We start from the raw sequence: 17,416 nt of genomic DNA on the forward strand, positions 1-17,416 counted from the left end.
TTATGCGTCAATTATGGAAAAAATTAACATTTTGGGTTGATCGAAAGCCTTCCAAAGTCAATTTTTCAACACGTTTAATTGCTTATGCTCTAGATTGGGCAATTGGTGGAATTATTGCAGGCTTACCGGCAGTGGCTATTTATGGTTTGGTTACTGATCGTAGTGATATGTTCAGTGATTTATACGTTTTTCCCTCTTTAGGATATTCAGTCTATTGGAGTTATTTAGCTGGATTTTTGAGTATTATTTTAGCGTTGATTTATTTGGTTTATATTCCATTGAAAAAATATCCTGGACAGACTATTGGAAAACGTATTATGAAATTGCAGATTGTGAGAATGGATAATCAGCCATTAGATTTGAAAACACTATTGATAAGACATGTTATTGGTTTAATGATTTTAGAGAGTGTCTCAGTTGTAGTAGCTAGATATTATCGTCAGATGTTGACTATGGCAACAGGTATTTATTTTGAGTATTATCTAATGGCTATTGGAAGTTTTATTACTATTATTTCCGCAATTATGGTATATAATACACCCTCAAGACGTGCAATTCATGATTACCTCTCTGGCACGACTGTTGTTCATTTAGGAGATCAAGCTCCTCAAGAGAAAGGAAAACAGAAGAAAAATAAGCGTAAGCATAAGCGCTCATAATGCATAAAACATCAAAAAAAGCTGTACAAAATCAATTATTTAAAAAGTTATTTTGTTACAGCTTTTTTATACAATTTATAAATAACGAAGAATATCCTTTTCACTATGAATATCAAAAATATGTATTGTAAGTAAATCAAGTTGTTCTTGATTGCATGATTCGATTTTTGCAAGGGTATCTTTTGAAAGAAATCTTAATTTTGATTGCAGTTGTTTAATTAAAGTTTGGATGATACCTTCTTTTTTTCCTATTCTTAGATTTTCTTTTCCATAATCTCTGATAGCTTGACACATATCAATCTTTTTATCCTTTACCTTTTCATAAATTTGTGTGTTTTTTGTAAGTGCTGCGAGTGAGATTGCGATTTCATGACTAACTGTTATATCATGAGTTTCATCATATTGATGATTGTACAAATATTTCAATCCAGTAATAAGCTCTTTAAGTTCTTGAGTGTGAAATCTTTCTGGGTCCAGGTATCTCATTTCAATGAGTGGATAGGATGCAACATTCATATAGTTTTTGAAAACAGGAGGTATGGGCTTCATCATGTCCTCGTATGCTCTAGGAGCACTCCATTTCTTTTGTCCGTAATAGACAACAAATGTCATGACACCCTTAATCATCTGATGAGTGGAGCGATAGAGATTGAACTGCTGAAGGTAGTTCATCTCATCATATTCTCTTGTTCTTTGGAACATGCCATGATCAATCTGGGATTGATGCTCTATGCCAATCAGACATTCTGTGCCATCAATGTTGACAAGATAGATGTTGTCACGTTCACGCTCTCTGGTGATGTTTTGATTAGGAAGGTGGGAATCGAGATTGGAATTGGACAGGGAGATGTCGTCATAATGGATTACAGCATTTTCATAGAAAAGGATACCATTGATAAAATCAGCAGCGACATGACAGTTTTTAAATAGGGATCTGATGCGAATATCAAAAATCTTTCTGAGCATATAATTTTTCTTAGACATGAATAATACCTCCTATTATTCATATATACAGAAAAAACGGATTTTTCTTTTTTTCAGAGAAATTTTTAAAATATTTTCATCATACAGACATTTGATAACACAAAGATTGCTAAAAGCATATATTTTTAAGTTTCATATTCAACAAACTGTTATAGCTCATAAAAAGTGATTTTTTGAATATTGAATATTTGTTAATGGAAAGTCTTGGAAAATATGTTAGAATAGTGATATGCATAGGAGGAATGTATATGTCTATTCATCTTATTTATTTTAGTGGTACAGGAAGTACTCAGGAAGTTGTACGATTTATAGGAAAACAATGGGATAAACCTATACAGGAATATGATTTATCAAGAACGAATTTTTCAGCACATGAATTTTCACATGAAGATTTATGTATTGTAGGTGTCCCATCATATGGTGGAAGAGTTCCATCTATCGCTATAGAGCGATTAAAATTATTGAAAGGAAATCAGACACCGGTTATTCTCGTTGTGACTTATGGAAATAGACATTATGATGATACATTTATAGAATTAAAAGATACTTTAGATGAATTAGGATTTATTTGTGAAGGTGCAGTGGCTGTTGTTTGTGAACATTCTATTGTCCATGATTATGCGAAAGGAAGACCTAATCAGGAAGATTATCAACATATTCAAAAGTTAGTAGAAACTTTAAAAAACAATCTTCACCCTATTGAAGTTCCAGGACATAGACCTTATAAGGAATTTCATGGAGGACTCAAACCAAAAGCAACTTCTCAGTGTACAAAATGTGGATTATGTGCTAAACTTTGTCCTGTAGAAGCCATTGATTGTCATCATTTACAAGTCACTGATGAAACAAAATGCATTTCATGTATGCGTTGTGTTTCAATTTGTCCAACACATGCAAGGGTTTGTGATTTACAGCAAGTTGAAGTAACACGTCAAAAAATTCAAAAAGTTTGTACTTTGTATAAGCAAAGTGAATTGATAGGAGGTTAATCATGTTAAAGGCGATATTCATTGATCATATGGGAACATTGGTATATGACACAAGTGAATGGTTAACAAAATTATTAGATGAATGTGTAGAAAATTCAAATGAAAAAGATCCACAAAAACTAGGAGAAATGTGGTATCAGAAACATGATGAATTAGTTATGCATTATAATGGAAAAGATTATAAAAATGAGTATGAAATAGCTTTTGAAGCATTTGAAAGCATTAAAGATCAAATAGGTTTACAGGGAGATAGTCAACATTATTGTGATTTACTTGTTCAACATTGGATTCATACACCAGCATATGATGATTCTTATGATTTTTTTGAACAATGTCCTTTACCTATATATATTATTACGAATAATGATTTACAGTATGTAGAAGAAAATATGAAAAATTTGGAATTAAAACCAAAAGGTATTATTTCCAGTGAAACAACACATTACTATAAACCTGCCAAAGAAATGTTTGAAAAAGCGTTAGAAATAACAAAATTAAAAGCAAGCGAAGCGGTTTATATAGGAGATAGTTACAACAAAGATATGCAATCAGCGAAAAGTGTTGGAATGCGTGCTTTCCTGATTGGACATAAAGACATTGAAGATCCAGATATTACATGTATTGATTCTTTGTTAGATGTTTTTGAGTATTTATAGTCCTTTTTAAGGACTTTTTTCTTTATTCTCACTTTGTGTCGTGTCCTTTTTTATGTGAAAATGATACGATATATAACAAAGGAGGATGAAGCGTATGAATCAAAAAAAGATTGGAAGCTTTATTAAAGAATTGCGTCAAAGTCATTCTTTAACTCAAGAAGAATTAGATCAAATATTAGGTGTCAATCATAGAACTGTATCACGTTGAGAAAATGGCAAGAATATGCCTGATTATGATGTCATTATTGATATGGCAAAATATTTTCAAGTGAATGTGGATGAAATTTTAAATGGTGAAAGACAAGTCACTCAACAAAAATCTAAATTTTTAAAAAATAAATATGCAATTATGAATAACATGAATTATCATGTCGTGAACTTTGTTTTTAATATTGTCAGTATTTTGATGATTATCTTTGCTTATAATCAAGGGTGGTATGGTCAAGTTACTGAAGATTTCTTGTATATCCTTTTAGAATTTGGAAAATCAATCTTCTTTGATCCTGTTACAATATTTTTTGTGATTGTGATACTCTTATTGCTGATAAAACATATCAAGACACATTTTCAATATATGCAGGAAACAATAGCTATTCATCTTATAATATATAATATGATTTTTATACCTATTATCATTGCTTTATCAGGGTTTATCTATTTTCTTGTTTTCTATGTCTATGAAAGTGCCTGGTTAGTTGCTTTTGTGAATATATTTTTGAATATGTTTTTATTTCATTGGTTATATGTCATGAGGTTTCATAATGAAGTTGATAGAATATGGACTTATCAAAAAAGTCATGAGAACATTGAAGGTCAATTCTTTGATAGACTTTTCGCATCAATCAAAATAATTTGATATTTTTTTGACATGTTTTTTCCATCTTTTGTTCGTTTTGTTGAGTGGGATATGAGAAAAATGATAAAATGAACCAGTAATGAAGGAGGAAGAATTTATGTCAATAAAAGTTATTATTATGGATGTGGATGGGACACTTTCTAATAGTCAAAAAGTGATTACACCTAAAACAAAAGAAGCTTTAATTAAAGCAGAAGAAGCAGGGGCTATTTTGATTTTAGCTTCAGGAAGACCTACATCAGGATTAAGAGATTTTGCAAGAGAATTAAAGATGGATCAACATCATGGATTATTGGTTTGTTATAATGGGTCTAAAGTTGTGGATTGTGAAACAGATAAAGTCTTATTTAATCAGGCTTTAAGTGTAGAAGAAGCTAAAGCTGTTTTGGAACATATGAAAAAATTTGATCGTGTACGCCCTATGATTGATAAAGGGGAATACATGTATGTAACAAATGTCTATGATAATATGATTCAATGGAATGGAAAACCATTTAATGTTATGGAATATGAATCACGTGGTGGAAAATATAAATTATGTGAAGTTGATGATTTAGCTGAATTTGTTGATTTCCCACTTAATAAGATTTTAACAACATCTGATCCAGAATATTTACAGGCACATTATAAAGAAATGGAAGCACCTTTTAAAGATACTTTAAGCTGTATGTTTACTGGTGATTTCTATTTTGAATTTACAGCAAAAGGAATTGATAAAGCCAAAGCACTTGATTCAGTTTTAAAACCAATGGGTTATACACAAGATGAAATGATTGCTTTTGGTGATGGACATAATGATGCATCTATGGTGAAATATGCTGGAACAGGAGTTGCTATGGCTAATGCTGTTCAGGATTTAAAAGATATTGCTGATGATATGACATTATCTAATGATGAAGATGGAATTGCTGAATCATTATATAAATACATGCCTGAAATAAAATTGTGAAATTGAAAAATATCAATTATAATGTTCATGAGGTGATTCTTATGAACATTTTTAATAAATTAGACCAAATTATTGATTTAACAGATAATGAAAAAGTATTAGTTGCATATATGAAACAACATACAGATGATTTTATGAAATATAATGCTACACAAATAGCTGAAAAATGTTATGTATCTATATCAACTATTTATCGACTCTGTCATAAATTAGGAATCACAGGATTATCTGATTTAAAATTACAGGTTTCTGCATCTATTGAAGATTATTTAAAAGAATCTGAAGATTTTGATTATAATTATCCAATTAAGCAAAATGAAACACAATATCAGATTGCACATAAACTTAAAGATGTTTATAAACAAACAGTGACATCAACTTTAAATCTTTTAGACTTAGAACAGCTTCGTTTATCAGCAAGTCTATTAAAAAAAGCTCAAATGATTGATATTTATACTTCAGCTGGAAATATCTTCTTTGCAGAGAATTTTAAATTTCAGATGCAGGAGATTGGGGTTTTGGTCAATGTTCCTATTGAAGATTATCAGCAGAATTTATCAGCTGTCAGTAGTGATAAAAATCATGTGGCGATTGTCATTTCATTTGGTGGAAGAGGAACTTCCAGTGAACATATTGCACATATGTTGAAGAAAAACAAGACACCGATGATTTTGATTACATCTACTTTAGAAAATCCTTTAGAAAAGTATGCTCAGCATATTTTATATATGAGTTCATATGAAGATCACTATAATAAGATTTCATCTTTTGCAACACGTTTATCATTATTGTATTTACTTGATTGTCTTTATACTTGTTATTTTAGATTGGATTATCAAAACAATATTGATAAGAAATTGTATTATTATGAAACAATGACAAAACATGATTGAAAGAAGGTCATTTATGAATATTTTTGCTAAAATAAAAAATGAACATCATTTCACAGAAGGAGAAAAGATTTTTGCTGAATATATTTTAAATCATCCCCGTGATATTGTGCAGTGTGATGTACAAGATATTGCAAAAAAGAGTTATGTTTCTGTTTCGACAATTTATAGAGTTGTTGAAAAATTAGGTTTATCAGGATTCAATCAGTTAAAAGTACAAGTATCTTTACAACTAGACAATTATTCTCATAAAGACAAAGAAGTTGACTATAATTATCCTTTTCAAAAACATGATACTCATCATCAGATTATGGAAAAGATGTCTTCTTTATATGACCAGACAATTCGTTCTACAATTGAACTTATTGATCTTAAGGTTTTTTTAAAAGTCATACAGGCATTATACAATGCGAACCATATTATTATTTTTTCATCTATTGGTAATTACTTTATGACAGAATGTTTTCAACAGAATATGTTGGAATTAGGTTTACGTATTGATGTTGCGAAGGAAAGATATTATCAGCATTGGTATGCACATTCTTGTCAAAAAGGTGATGTTGTGATGCTGATCAGTTATGCAGGAAGGACACCTCATATGAATGAGATAGTTCAGATTTTAAAAGAAAAAGGTGTGACAATGATTTTGATTTCATCTACTATTGAAATACCTTTTGCTAAGGATGTTGATTATCATTTGTATTTTTCACCATACGAAGATTCTGAAGAAAAAATAGCATCTTTTTCATCACGTATATCTTTACAATATTTATTGGATTGTATTTATGCCAGTTATTTTAATAGGGATTATGAAAAAAATCTGGAAAGTCGTTTGAAACATTATACAGATTAAAAAGAAACTTTCACAAATGATGCGGAACATAAGGAAGTAATTTGATTGCTGTTCTGCCTTTTTTCGTTGTTCCACAATCTGATTGTCATTCGATAGGTTGATTTTTTTCGATAAAGTTTCAAATCAATTCAATTTTTTACCTGTGGTGTCATTTAGAGTTAGCTGGTACATAGATGAGATTTTCTTTATAAACACATTGATGATGGCGAGTATCAGTTCTCGGATATTCGTATATTTTCGTACAATGTTAGCTTAGCTGTCATAATTGGACTGGTTTTGTTTAAAAGACCTAAATAGAATTAGTTAGGGCCATGAAAAAATATATCGAAAATAAGAAATCATATGAATATTATCTTCTAAAACATAAAAATAATCTGCTGTTTAAAATTCACTTGATATTAATGATACCAGAACAGACAGAAACAGACATGGAATTTTAGGAAACAAGATAGCAAAGATTATATTAAGATTAGCGAATAGATATACAAATTTCAATAGATTTAGGAATCGAGTGCTTTATGTTTTAAACAAATATGAAACATACAGCGAAAAGATATTGGATGTACATAAAATAAGAAAAACAGGAACTCCAAAAAAGGAAAAATAAAATAGAAGGTATTAAACGTTAAAAAAACGACCTAATCTCTAGGTCGTTTCGTCAATACAACGTAATAACTTTAAAGTTTTTTTCAAAACCACAACGTATGAACTTTAAAACTTTTTAGAATCCACAACGCCAGATTTTAAATTGCTGAAATTCGTTTGCATCCTTTGCTATTATGTTATGCGTATCTATGTATTTAGAGGACGAAAAGTATCGTAGTATTTTACGCTTACAAATGCCGTTGGAAATGTGTAGAACATTTAAAGAAAAATTATACTCTTATTGTTTGTCAGTTATTTCGTCCTTCGATTGCACGATTCTTGATTTCTATTAATTTTTCATGATCAAGATTATAAATGCTTGCAAAAAAGATTTGATTGTCACATAGTTCGGTGCTAATCAAATTTTCAATTAATTTCATATTGTCATCATCTAATTCTTTTCCCTTGGGTGAATCTAATACAATAAACAATTTTGTATTCATACTTTCCTCTATAACTTTTAAAAAGGCAATTTTGAAAGCAAATACCATCTTTTGTAAAACTGCACCAGAAAGAGACTTTAAGTCTGATGTAAAAATAAAGTCTTCTTTAGATATCATTTTATCATCAACATGAAGCTCTGTTGCATATTCTAAAACATATTTGTAAATCTTAGAGATGTAAGTGTTTTGATTTTTAATAATTCTTTTTATTTCTGCTGTGACATACTTTAAATCTTTCTTGGTTTCTTCTAATAGTTGTTTAACAACCTTCTGGTCAATATTAAAATTAGCAAGTTGTTTATTAATGAGGGTATCTTTATCATCGTCAGAAAGTAAGCTTATCTGTGAATTTTTAGCGTAGTATTCATTAAGCTGCGCTTGATAAGATGAACGTTCACGTTTAATTTTTTCAATATTTGTCACTATTATGCTTCGATGTGCTCGCAAATACTCATAATTTGCTGTTGAATTTAATAGTGTGCTTCGGTTTACCGGAATTATAATGTCTCCTTGTTTTACGGATAAATTCATTGAATCAATGTAATCAAAAAACTGTTTTTCTTTCAGTAGGACAGAGTTGATTTCTTTTAAAGCACTATTTTCGTTTTCAAGTTTTATATTACAATACGCTATTTTTTCGTTGAGTTCTTTTTCTATGTTAGAAATAAAGATTTCACCATTCTGTTCATAAACTTGTTCACTTAATTCTTGTATATTTAACATTGCTAAATACTTTTTTTTGTTTAATTCAAGTGAACTTTTTTTCTCGATTAATTCATCTATATCAATCCCATTTAGACCAGCAAGTAATTCTTCTATGCTAAATTTTATTTTTCCAATGACTGTACCTCTATTTAATAGTGTCCAGCCTTTGTCCTGATCAATATACATGAATCCTAGCAAATTCTTCAAAACTTTAATATTATCATATTTAAAAATAAGGGATAAGAAATTTAAGTGCTGGCTTGGAAGAGTAAACTCAATACAATTATCATTAAAGAAAAGCGTAATTAAATTGTTATCTCTAATTGCAGTATATCTTTGATTTTTTTCGGAAAAAGTTATTTCCGTAATGATTTCTTCGTATTTGATTCCACGCATATTAGGAATTGGATACCCCAATGCATAGAAGAGAAGTCTAACGTATGTAGATTTCCCTTTTGTGTTAGATTTTGAATAAATTAGATTTCTTTTTTTCGAAAAAGTATCTAAATTTTCTATCATTCCTTCTCGTAATATAAGTTTCTCAATAATCATATTTTCACTCCTACTGCCGTGCATACTTTCTTAACATGTCGGTTGTTTGCAAGTATTTTATATAAAAACACTTTGGTTAGATATTCTATAAGTTCAGTATCTCCGTTTCCCAACATCGTAAATTCATTAATAAATTCATGCCCATATTTTTTGATAAATACAAGTTCTGGCTGCTTGACTGTTTCTCCTAGTATCTCTTTTTTAAAAAGAGCGTAGCGTTGCAATACTCTATTTGAAAATTCATAACGTTCATGGTAAAAACTTTTAGGATCATTCATAATTCGTGCAACCTCGTTTTTTATAGCTGAATCCGGAAGAAATGTCAAACAACTGTCAATATCAGGAAAATTTCCATCAACTAAAAATGCTACAATAGGCCAGGTAAAATCTTCTTTGGAGATTCTTTTGCAGTTATTGTTATCTTTAATGGTTGAATTGTGTTCAAAATAGAGTTGCCAGTGCTCTAACAAGTGTTGTTTTATGGCAATGGCATCCTCTCGTGGTAAACCAATTGTATCTGTCAAAAAGCTCAAAACTGTATCGCTAATTTTGATGTATCTATTTTGGTCATTACCATAATATGGATAGATTGTTGAAATATATAAGTTTTCTTTATGGAAGTTTTTAACTTTGCTTTTAATCTGCTTTAGTTTTGCAATTTTTTTGGGTTTTGTTTCGTTTTTTATTTTTTGAGAAATACTCTTCGAAATAGAAAGAATAGTTTCATCAATTTCCTTTTTTAAACCTACTAAACAATCATTATATGCAATGATGCTATTATCAAAAAAATTTGGCACAGATTTAAATGTATCAGGTATATTAGAGATATAAATTAGTTGATTGCCTTCATAGGGATTTCTCGCTAATGAAATTATTGCATCTTTAAATTTTTCCTTTTGATCTTTGATGGCAGTGTAATCCTGAGAGGATTTTGCTTGAGCAAAAACTTTTCTATCATGACCTAAAGTCATTTCTATGTCTTGAGATTTGGATTCAATCTTTATATCTGTTACTTCCGGCATATATTTTAAGAAAAGAAATATACCAGCATTTGTTTGAAAGTTCCAACCAAAAGAGGACGCAGAAGCATCGTTATCAAATTGACATACATTTTCGTTCAAATATTCATTCATCAAATCTCACCTACCTTCAGTATGTATTTTTAGTTTATCATATTGCGATAAACATTTCTACTGTTGCATACTATGAGAGACAAAAGAATAGAATTGAAAGATTTTTTATAGAGCGATTAAAAAGATAAGAGATAACTATTAGATGACATCCTTATGAAAGTTGTTTGAAATGCATAGAAAACCAACGTGATATTTCATCAAGAAATAACACGCTGGTCATTTTTAGCAACATCTGTTTGTCAGCTATTAAATTTAATTTGTTTTGGATATTTTTTATTAGCGTTCATCCAATGAAAGTTTTTTTCTTATTATTCTTCTAATGCTTTTAAAGCAGTGTTTAAAACATTTTTTCCATTCATTAATCCATAGTCACGCATATCAATCACAAGAACAGGAATTTGATCTTGAACAGTTTCCTTGAATTTACCAATCACATGTCTGACTTGAGGTCCTAACAAAATAATATCCCAATCTTGCCATGACTTTTCTGCCTGTAACACAGGCATAGCTTCAATCATAACTTCAACGCCAATTTCTTTAGCATATTTTTGCATATTAGAAACAAGCAAACTTGTTGACATTCCTGCGTTGCAGGCTAATAGTATCTTTTTCATAGTTTTTAACTCCTTTATTTCATCATTTCTAAAACATGATTTAAAACCTTTTGACCATCCATCATACCATAATCACGCATATCAATGACTTCAACTGGTTTCTCTGGGAAAAGTGATTTGATATGAGAAAGTTGAAAACGAACTTGAGGTCCTAATAAAATGACATCAGCATCTTGCCCATAGCTTTCAACATCACCAACAGGATGTGCTTCAATGTGAACATTGATTTGTTTTTCTTTGGCATAGTCTAACATTCTTGTCACAAGTAAACTTGTAGACATACCAGCAGAGCAGACTAATAATATATTCATGATGTTATATGTCCTCCTTCAATAAATAGGAATCTATGATAGATATAATGTGGTTGTAATTATGACAGGCATAATCTGTGGTCGGAATTGTAATAATAGGTTTGTCGATCAATTGTAATAATTGTGGTTTGTAATAATGAACTTGAGGTGTTAATAAAACAAGTTCATAATTTGATGATTTATTTGCCAAGGTGTGAATATCACATGCTTCAATATGCACATTCATATGTTGCTTTTTAAAATTTTCTTCTAACTTTTCAGCAAATAAAGAAGATGTTAAACCACAACTACAACAAATAAGGATGTTCTTTTTTTGAATTGTCAGAGATTTGAGATATATAAGAAAGTCTTTTAAAATTTTAACGCTCTGATTAAAATTTAAGAATAAGAAATGTATATAGTATACAACATCCCCATTACTTGTATCATTGATTGTTTCTTCAATGACACCATTATCATAGAAAGAAACTTCAATATGATATTGTTTATATGACGTGGTTAAAGAATGGGCCCATTCATTCTTTGAATCTATAAAACCGTTAGGTAAATGATGTTTTAACCACTGATAAAGGATTTCATATTGACATTCAGATAAAAATTGATCCATCTTGCTCACCTCACTATATCTATCATCACTTATGATTATAGATAAAAAAAGAAGAGATGGTATAACTTGATATTGAAAAGAAATATTTTTTTCATAAAAAAGAATCATTATACTTTTGATTATGAAAATTATTTTTCAAAGTTTATTTCGCTTTGATAATCTTTGTTTATTTCTAAAAGATTTAAAGAATTTGTAGTGAAGAATGAATGGTTTTATAATAACCTATATATATAAAAATCATAAAAAAGAGTTTCATCATGAAAGAATTACGTTTAAAGAAGGCGATAGCAGTGGTTCATAGAGAAAGAAAGGGTGTGGTTATAAAAAATAGAATATAAGGAGTGAATAATGAATGAAAATACCTAATCCAAAAGCTTTATTTGCGAATGAATATTTAACATCTTGTTTTATTAAAAATGTTGTGAAAGCAAGTCATGTTGAAATTGGTGAATATACTTACTATGATGATGAAGATGCGATTCATTTTGAAAAAAATAATATTTTATTTAATTATCCTGAATTTGGCGATCATCTGATTATTGGGAAATTTTGTTCGATTGCTTCTGGAACACAATTTATTATGGGTTCAGCCAATCATCGTATCAATAGTGTGTCGACATATCCATTTGCTGTGATGGGTGGTGAATGGGCAAAACGAGTTCCTGATCATTTACCCCAGTCACCATTTAAAGGAGATACAGTCATTGGCAATGATGTCTGGTTTGGGCGACATTATGTCATTATGCCAGGCGTACATATTGGCGATGGCGCTATGATTGGAGCACATAGTGTTGTGACAAAAGATGTCGAGCCTTATACTATTGTTGGTGGTAATCCTGCGCGATTCATTAGAAAAAGATTTGATGATGAATTGATTGAACTTTTATTACAGTGGAAATGGTGGGATCTCACTCCAGAACAATTAGTAGATGCTTTGCCGATTTTATGCAATCCAGACTTAGAGGAAGTTAAGAAGCAGATTCAATCATTTTAAAAAGATATGGTAAGAAGATAAGTCATTAAGCGTATGTGAAAAACATATGCTTTTTTTCATGGATATGCTAAGATAAAAGGGAAAGAAGGTTATTTATGAAAGAGAATAAATATGATGATGAAGTCTTTTTTGAAAAATATAGTCAAATGTATCGTTCTATTTACGGACTTCAAGGAGCTGGTGAGTGGCATGAATTTGAAAAGTTACTGCCAGATTTTCAAGGAAAAAGAGTCTTAGATTTAGGCTGTGGATATGGGTGGCATTGTCAATATGCGATGGAACATCATGCACAATATGTTTTGGGTGTTGATATTTCTAAACGTATGCTAGAAACGGCCAAACAAAAGCATGCACATCCTCAAATAGAATATCGTCAAATCGCTATGGAAGATTTAACATTAGAACCTGATAGTTTTGATGTGGTTTTCAGTTCATTGGCATTACATTATGTCAAAGATTATGAACAATTGGTTCAACATATTGCCAATTGGTTAACAAAGGGTGGAAATTTTGTGTTTTCAGTCGAGCATCCTGTTTTCACATCTTATGGAAATCAGGATTGGTATTACGATGAAAATGGGAATATTTTACATTTTCCAGTTGATCGTTATTTTTATGAAGGACAACGTGAAGCCGTCTTTTTACAAGAAAAAGTGGTGAAATATCATCGTACTTTGACGACATATCTTGAAACGCTCATGAAACATGGCTTCATGATTCAACATGTTGTTGAACCTCAACCACCTTTAGAAATGATGAATATGGATGGTATGAAAGATGAAATGCGTAGACCTATGATGTTGCTGATTGCGGTACAAAAGGTGTAAATAATGAAACTAGGAATTGTAGGAAGTGGTATGATTGTGGGTGAATTTCTTTCCTTTATTCATGAAATCAAAGATATTCAGCTCATTCATATTTCAGGAACTCAAAGAAGTGAGGAAAAGCTAAAACAGATTGTAGAACAATATGGTTTTGAACGTTATTCTACAAATTATGAACAATTATTAAATGATCGCCATGTCGATACTATCTATATCGCATTACCCAATCATTTGCATTTTGAATTTGCTAGAAAGGCTTTGCAACATCATAAACATGTTATTATAGAAAAACCAATGACATCGACTTATCAGGAAGCATTATCTCTTCAAAAAATCGCCATGGAAAACCATTTGTTTTTATGGGAAGCTATTACAAATCAATATTTACCTCATTATCAATATATAAAAGATCATCTTCATGAAATAGGAGATATCAAGATTGTACAATGTCATTTCTGTCAGTACTCATCACGCTATCAAAAATTTCTTGATGGAGATATTTTGCCGGTATTTGATTATACCAAATCAGGTGGTGCATTGATGGATATCAATATTTATAATATTCATTTTGTTGTGGGATTATTTGGTGAACCACAGGATATCCATTATTATCCTTGTATTGAACATCATATTGATACATCGGGTGTTCTTGTCTTACAATATCCACATTTTCAATGTGTATGTATAGGAGCGAAAGATTGTCAATCGCCTTCATTTAATACCATTCAAGGAGAAAAAGGATATTTTTATGTGGATACACCATCAAGTTTTATCAAGACAGTTGAATGGGTTAATCATGATGGAACAAGCATACAAACAGATCATCAACATCAACATGTTATGTATGCTGAAATGCAAGCATTTGTAGATATGTATCAAAATCAAGATTATCAAAGATGTTATGAGATGTTGAAACATAGCTTAACAGTTTGTAAAGTTCAAACTATAGCCAGAAGAAAAGCTGGAATTCTTTTTCCAGCTGATCAAGTGTCATCATTATGAAAGACTGGCAAGTGCTTCTTCTAAAACTTTCTTTGCATTGAATTGAACAAAATCTTCATCACTGATCAAAATAACAGGAGTTCCAGCTTTGGCAAGATCCTCAAATTTAGATACGGAGCTTTTTAGCTGTGGTGTAACAAGTATCAAATCTGCTTGTTCAATAGAATATTCAATCATTGTTTCTGCAGTTGCCCAAATGATAACTTCCATATCTTTTTTAGAAGCTTCATCTTTTAAGGCAGAGGCAAACATATTAGAAGTCACACCTGCTTTACAACATAATAAAATTTTCATAAGTTTTTCTCCTTTCTATGTTTCTTTATAATTCTATTTTATCATATTGTTATAAAAAGTGAAAAAACTTCAATCAAATCAAAAAAACTCTTGACTGTAGAGTGACTCCATAGTGTTCAATATAAGTATGAAATAGGCGAAGTCTAGAAGACCTCGCCCCTTCCCGAACCGTACGGGCACCTTTCAATGCATACGGCTCTCCATTTCTAAGTGAGTTTTCGTTTTGCGATTTGATTGTATTCTAACAGGTTCTGACTGACCTTTATAAAACATTCTCTACACAAACATATCTGCCTACGGTTTATTCTTATCATTTCTTTAATGATATGAGAATAAGGCATATGCAGTGAACTTATCCTTCTTCTATGAAACATGACATGATGTTGTGGATTGCCACATATGTAACAGTTTCTTTTGAGAGGATTCGTATCTCTATATCTGTATTCCACATCTTGCTTGATTTTACTAAGCCACTGTGAGAAGAATGTCTTATCTCGTTTGAATGAAGAGTGCAAAGCTAATTTTATTGTTTTGTCTTTGCCTTTGTCATTCGTATATGAATAAATCAATTGTGAGTGATATTTTTTAAAGACTTTCTTTAATGAGATATCACATTTACGTGCAATCGTATAAGCAATGGAATATTGGATGATATATTGGATTCTATGCATATCATAGTAATTTCTACACCCTTGATTATTATTGACTAGACCTCTAAGAACCTGATTACCATAGGTAATGATGTCTTCAGTAGGCTTGCATAATAATCTCTTTATGGAAGCAGGATATCCAAAGGCATTGCACATTCCATTGTCGCGTAGTTTGTGTATGAGTTTTTGATTGTCAATGAGGATGTCAATGTTAGGGAAATCTCCTGTTGATGAGATAACCAAGAAAATGTGCTTTTTCGTTTTTTGCGTGTGTAATCAGTGTCTTTTCTTCGCTAAGTCTTAGATGAAGTTCACTTTCAAGAAAGTGTTTGATTTCTTGTTTAAGTTGTTCGGCATATGCTTTTGAAGAAATAGTTCCTACTAGAAAATCATCTGCATAGCGTACGTAATGTACTCTACGAAAGTTAGGGTCAAAAACATCAACTGATGAAGTTGCTTTCAGTTCTTTCCTTAGTCTTTTGATTTCCTTGATATCATGCACTGATATCGCTTTGTTAAGTTGATATCTCAGTTTGGCATATTTTGGATTTTGTTTACGATATTTACCTTTTGTATCTCTTTGAATGATATTCTCCATGAATCTGTCCAGTTTATCTAGATAGATATTCGCTAGTATTGGACTTGCACAAGAGCCCTGAGCGTTACCTCGTTTCGTTGTCTGGAAGTTATGCTCCATATCGAAGTAACCAGCTTTCAGTAGTTTATTGATGAGACGGATAAAACGTTCATCATCAATCCTTTCACGAAGAATAGACTCTAGGATACGATGGTCAATTTCGTCGAAACATGCAGAGATATCGCCCTCAATAAACCAAACAGTAGAACGCCAGGTTTCCACTTGAGCCAATGCACTGTGCACACTGCGATTGGGACGAAAGCCATGAGAAAGATTTGAGAATGTAGGTTCATAGATACATTCAAGTATGATACGAATACATTCTTGAACTAACTTATCTTTACCATTAGGGAAACTAAGTTTACGCATCTTTCCGTTTTTCTTGGGAATGTAAGTGATTCTGTTCGGTTGTGGCTGATAGCTTTCATCCCTAAAGGATGAAATCAAATCATCAATCCATTCTTCGCAGAATCCATGAAGAGAAGTTCCGTCACTGCCAGCAGTTTCAGCACCATCATTGGATTTGATACTGTTATAGGCAATGTAGTAGAAGTCTCTATCATATAAAAGACGATAGACATCTTTATTGATGTAACAGTGATTTATACTGTTACGGGCACGAAAACCTTCTAGTTTCGTTAAAAGTTTTTGGTGACTCATTCGGGTCAACTCCTTTCAAAAATAGAAATTAGAAACTGTCTCCTTTCACCATGTATTATCCATTACAGAAAATCGTTGGGCTACTGTAGAGACTCTCTACCCGTGATGGTTTGAATAAAGAAAACCAGAGCACTAGGGTATATCACGGTAACACTTAATATAGTCACTCCATACTTAGGTATCCAATTGGTCTTTTGGGCTGACGATGTCAGCTGTGCTAAACAGCCTGCTTATATTCAACCTTTCCTATATTGAATATACAGTTTAGAGACAGGAGTGGTTACCTGAATGTCTTCCTAGAACCACAAGACTTGGATTCAACTCTAGAAGCTTTACCATATATGGCCTAGCTTGCCAAGCTACTCGTTCATAGAGAACTAATCTTGGCTTTACCGACATGCTTTGGTCCCCGTTGGGTTATCCCCGCGAGGTAAGTCGGTTGCTTTACATCGCATTGCAGGAGCGATGATTTCAAAAGAAATATATATTAAGCGCAAGAACGTGCGCAC

At 31.3% G+C, this 17,416-nt stretch carries 21 protein-coding genes; 11 read left to right on the plus strand and 10 right to left on the minus strand.

Annotated elements, in window-relative coordinates; translation table 11 throughout:
* Positions 1-2 precede the first annotated feature (2 nt).
* The gene (locus tag B5E87_RS12485) at positions 3-659 is read left to right on the plus strand and encodes an RDD family protein (protein ID WP_087245310.1); all 657 of its coding nucleotides are present in this window, start codon (positions 3-5) and stop codon (positions 657-659) included.
* Between the two features lie 75 nt (positions 660-734).
* Here B5E87_RS12485 and B5E87_RS12490 read toward each other — a convergent pair whose 3' ends face one another.
* On the minus strand, positions 735-1,643 hold the full coding sequence (locus B5E87_RS12490; protein ID WP_087245312.1) for an Rpn family recombination-promoting nuclease/putative transposase: 909 nt from the start codon (positions 1,641-1,643) through the stop codon (positions 735-737).
* 248 nt (positions 1,644-1,891) lie between these two features.
* Here B5E87_RS12490 and B5E87_RS12495 point away from each other — a divergent pair, with 248 nt between their 5' ends.
* The 7 genes from B5E87_RS12495 (at position 1,892) to B5E87_RS12520 (ending at position 6,836) form a co-directional block, all read left to right on the plus strand.
* Positions 1,892-2,632, plus strand: coding sequence for an EFR1 family ferrodoxin (locus tag B5E87_RS12495; protein WP_087245314.1), 741 nt, complete (start codon positions 1,892-1,894; stop codon positions 2,630-2,632).
* Between the two features lie 2 nt (positions 2,633-2,634).
* Positions 2,635-3,288 (plus strand): HAD family hydrolase, encoded by a 654-nt coding sequence (locus B5E87_RS12500; protein WP_087245316.1) that lies wholly within the window; start codon positions 2,635-2,637, stop codon positions 3,286-3,288.
* A 94-nt stretch (positions 3,289-3,382) separates the two neighbouring features.
* Positions 3,383-3,496, plus strand: coding sequence for a helix-turn-helix domain-containing protein (locus tag B5E87_RS14920; RefSeq protein WP_158095612.1), 114 nt, complete (start codon positions 3,383-3,385; stop codon positions 3,494-3,496).
* Positions 3,497-3,511: 15 nt separating this feature from the next.
* Positions 3,512-4,144, plus strand: coding sequence for a hypothetical protein (locus tag B5E87_RS12505; RefSeq protein ID WP_087245318.1), 633 nt, complete (start codon positions 3,512-3,514; stop codon positions 4,142-4,144).
* Positions 4,145-4,241: 97 nt separating this feature from the next.
* A complete protein-coding gene (locus tag B5E87_RS12510) occupies positions 4,242-5,093 on the plus strand; it encodes a Cof-type HAD-IIB family hydrolase (protein ID WP_087245320.1) in 852 nt (283 codons plus the stop codon).
* 41 nt (positions 5,094-5,134) lie between these two features.
* Positions 5,135-5,986: a MurR/RpiR family transcriptional regulator gene (locus tag B5E87_RS12515; RefSeq protein WP_087245322.1), complete on the plus strand. Its 852-nt coding sequence runs from the start codon at positions 5,135-5,137 to the stop codon at positions 5,984-5,986.
* A 13-nt stretch (positions 5,987-5,999) separates the two neighbouring features.
* Positions 6,000-6,836 (plus strand): MurR/RpiR family transcriptional regulator, encoded by an 837-nt coding sequence (locus B5E87_RS12520; RefSeq protein WP_158095613.1) that lies wholly within the window; start codon positions 6,000-6,002, stop codon positions 6,834-6,836.
* Between the two features lie 123 nt (positions 6,837-6,959).
* Here B5E87_RS12520 and B5E87_RS15720 read toward each other — a convergent pair whose 3' ends face one another.
* The 6 genes from B5E87_RS15720 to B5E87_RS12545 all read right to left on the minus strand — a co-directional run bounded on the left by B5E87_RS15720 (position 6,960) and on the right by B5E87_RS12545 (position 11,846).
* Positions 6,960-7,082, minus strand: coding sequence for a hypothetical protein (locus B5E87_RS15720; RefSeq protein ID WP_479684550.1), 123 nt, complete (start codon positions 7,080-7,082; stop codon positions 6,960-6,962).
* Positions 7,083-7,729: 647 nt separating this feature from the next.
* A complete protein-coding gene (locus B5E87_RS12525; protein WP_087245326.1) occupies positions 7,730-9,181 on the minus strand; it encodes a hypothetical protein in 1,452 nt (483 codons plus the stop codon).
* Positions 9,178-10,314 carry a hypothetical protein gene (locus B5E87_RS12530; protein WP_087245328.1) on the minus strand — a complete coding sequence of 379 codons (1,137 nt, stop codon included), beginning with the start codon at positions 10,312-10,314 and terminating at the stop codon, positions 9,178-9,180. The genes B5E87_RS12525 and B5E87_RS12530 overlap by 4 nt, the downstream gene beginning before the upstream one ends.
* Positions 10,315-10,622: 308 nt before the next feature.
* Positions 10,623-10,928: a PTS sugar transporter subunit IIB gene (locus tag B5E87_RS12535; protein ID WP_087245330.1), complete on the minus strand. Its 306-nt coding sequence runs from the start codon at positions 10,926-10,928 to the stop codon at positions 10,623-10,625.
* A 14-nt stretch (positions 10,929-10,942) separates the two neighbouring features.
* Complete coding sequence (locus tag B5E87_RS12540; protein ID WP_087245332.1) at positions 10,943-11,239, minus strand: PTS sugar transporter subunit IIB; 297 nt, start codon at positions 11,237-11,239, stop codon at positions 10,943-10,945.
* Between the two features lie 4 nt (positions 11,240-11,243).
* On the minus strand, positions 11,244-11,846 hold the full coding sequence (locus B5E87_RS12545) for a PTS sugar transporter subunit IIB (protein WP_158095614.1): 603 nt from the start codon (positions 11,844-11,846) through the stop codon (positions 11,244-11,246).
* 352 nt (positions 11,847-12,198) lie between these two features.
* Here B5E87_RS12545 and B5E87_RS12550 point away from each other — a divergent pair, with 352 nt between their 5' ends.
* The 3 genes from B5E87_RS12550 (at position 12,199) to B5E87_RS12560 (ending at position 14,666) form a co-directional block, all read left to right on the plus strand.
* Complete coding sequence (locus tag B5E87_RS12550) at positions 12,199-12,840, plus strand: CatB-related O-acetyltransferase (RefSeq protein ID WP_087245336.1); 642 nt, start codon at positions 12,199-12,201, stop codon at positions 12,838-12,840.
* A gap of 95 nt (positions 12,841-12,935) precedes the next feature.
* Positions 12,936-13,667 (plus strand): class I SAM-dependent methyltransferase, encoded by a 732-nt coding sequence (locus B5E87_RS12555; protein WP_087245338.1) that lies wholly within the window; start codon positions 12,936-12,938, stop codon positions 13,665-13,667.
* A gap of 3 nt (positions 13,668-13,670) precedes the next feature.
* Positions 13,671-14,666 (plus strand): Gfo/Idh/MocA family protein, encoded by a 996-nt coding sequence (locus B5E87_RS12560; protein ID WP_087245340.1) that lies wholly within the window; start codon positions 13,671-13,673, stop codon positions 14,664-14,666.
* On the opposite strand, the gene B5E87_RS12565 is transcribed toward B5E87_RS12560, so the two are convergent.
* The 3 genes from B5E87_RS12565 to B5E87_RS15315 all read right to left on the minus strand — a co-directional run bounded on the left by B5E87_RS12565 (position 14,661) and on the right by B5E87_RS15315 (position 16,907).
* Complete coding sequence (locus B5E87_RS12565; RefSeq protein WP_087245342.1) at positions 14,661-14,960, minus strand: PTS sugar transporter subunit IIB; 300 nt, start codon at positions 14,958-14,960, stop codon at positions 14,661-14,663. The genes B5E87_RS12560 and B5E87_RS12565 overlap by 6 nt on opposite strands.
* A gap of 206 nt (positions 14,961-15,166) precedes the next feature.
* Entirely contained in the window at positions 15,167-15,853 is a 687-nt protein-coding gene (locus B5E87_RS15310; protein WP_255374778.1) for a group II intron reverse transcriptase/maturase, read from the minus strand.
* Positions 15,822-16,907 carry a reverse transcriptase/maturase family protein gene (locus tag B5E87_RS15315; protein WP_087305636.1) on the minus strand — a complete coding sequence of 362 codons (1,086 nt, stop codon included), beginning with the start codon at positions 16,905-16,907 and terminating at the stop codon, positions 15,822-15,824. The genes B5E87_RS15310 and B5E87_RS15315 overlap by 32 nt, the downstream gene beginning before the upstream one ends.
* Between the last annotated feature and the right edge of the window lie 509 nt (positions 16,908-17,416).

The sequence above is a fragment of the Massilimicrobiota sp. An142 genome (assembly GCF_002160725.1).
Taxonomy (GTDB): Bacteria; Bacillota_I; Bacilli_A; order Erysipelotrichales; family Coprobacillaceae; genus Allocoprobacillus; species Allocoprobacillus merdigallinarum.

Bases quoted from the DNA above. Each gene is read 5' to 3' on its own strand.
- B5E87_RS12485 (WP_087245310.1), top strand. From the start codon at position 3: ATGCGTCAATTATGGAAAAAATTAACATTTTGGGTTGATCGAAAGCCT.
- B5E87_RS12490 (WP_087245312.1), bottom strand. From the start codon at position 1,643: ATGTCTAAGAAAAATTATATGCTCAGAAAGATTTTTGATATTCGCATC.
- B5E87_RS12495 (WP_087245314.1), top strand. From the start codon at position 1,892: ATGTCTATTCATCTTATTTATTTTAGTGGTACAGGAAGTACTCAGGAA.
- B5E87_RS12500 (WP_087245316.1), top strand. From the start codon at position 2,635: ATGTTAAAGGCGATATTCATTGATCATATGGGAACATTGGTATATGAC.
- B5E87_RS14920 (WP_158095612.1), top strand. From the start codon at position 3,383: ATGAATCAAAAAAAGATTGGAAGCTTTATTAAAGAATTGCGTCAAAGT.
- B5E87_RS12505 (WP_087245318.1), top strand. From the start codon at position 3,512: ATGCCTGATTATGATGTCATTATTGATATGGCAAAATATTTTCAAGTG.
- B5E87_RS12510 (WP_087245320.1), top strand. From the start codon at position 4,242: ATGTCAATAAAAGTTATTATTATGGATGTGGATGGGACACTTTCTAAT.
- B5E87_RS12515 (WP_087245322.1), top strand. From the start codon at position 5,135: ATGAACATTTTTAATAAATTAGACCAAATTATTGATTTAACAGATAAT.
- B5E87_RS12520 (WP_158095613.1), top strand. From the start codon at position 6,000: ATGAATATTTTTGCTAAAATAAAAAATGAACATCATTTCACAGAAGGA.
- B5E87_RS12525 (WP_087245326.1), bottom strand. From the start codon at position 9,181: ATGATTATTGAGAAACTTATATTACGAGAAGGAATGATAGAAAATTTA.
- B5E87_RS12530 (WP_087245328.1), bottom strand. From the start codon at position 10,314: ATGAATGAATATTTGAACGAAAATGTATGTCAATTTGATAACGATGCT.
- B5E87_RS12535 (WP_087245330.1), bottom strand. From the start codon at position 10,928: ATGAAAAAGATACTATTAGCCTGCAACGCAGGAATGTCAACAAGTTTG.
- B5E87_RS12540 (WP_087245332.1), bottom strand. From the start codon at position 11,239: ATGAATATATTATTAGTCTGCTCTGCTGGTATGTCTACAAGTTTACTT.
- B5E87_RS12545 (WP_158095614.1), bottom strand. From the start codon at position 11,846: ATGGATCAATTTTTATCTGAATGTCAATATGAAATCCTTTATCAGTGG.
- B5E87_RS12550 (WP_087245336.1), top strand. From the start codon at position 12,199: ATGAAAATACCTAATCCAAAAGCTTTATTTGCGAATGAATATTTAACA.
- B5E87_RS12555 (WP_087245338.1), top strand. From the start codon at position 12,936: ATGAAAGAGAATAAATATGATGATGAAGTCTTTTTTGAAAAATATAGT.
- B5E87_RS12560 (WP_087245340.1), top strand. From the start codon at position 13,671: ATGAAACTAGGAATTGTAGGAAGTGGTATGATTGTGGGTGAATTTCTT.
- B5E87_RS12565 (WP_087245342.1), bottom strand. From the start codon at position 14,960: ATGAAAATTTTATTATGTTGTAAAGCAGGTGTGACTTCTAATATGTTT.
- B5E87_RS15315 (WP_087305636.1), bottom strand. From the start codon at position 16,907: ATGAGTCACCAAAAACTTTTAACGAAACTAGAAGGTTTTCGTGCCCGT.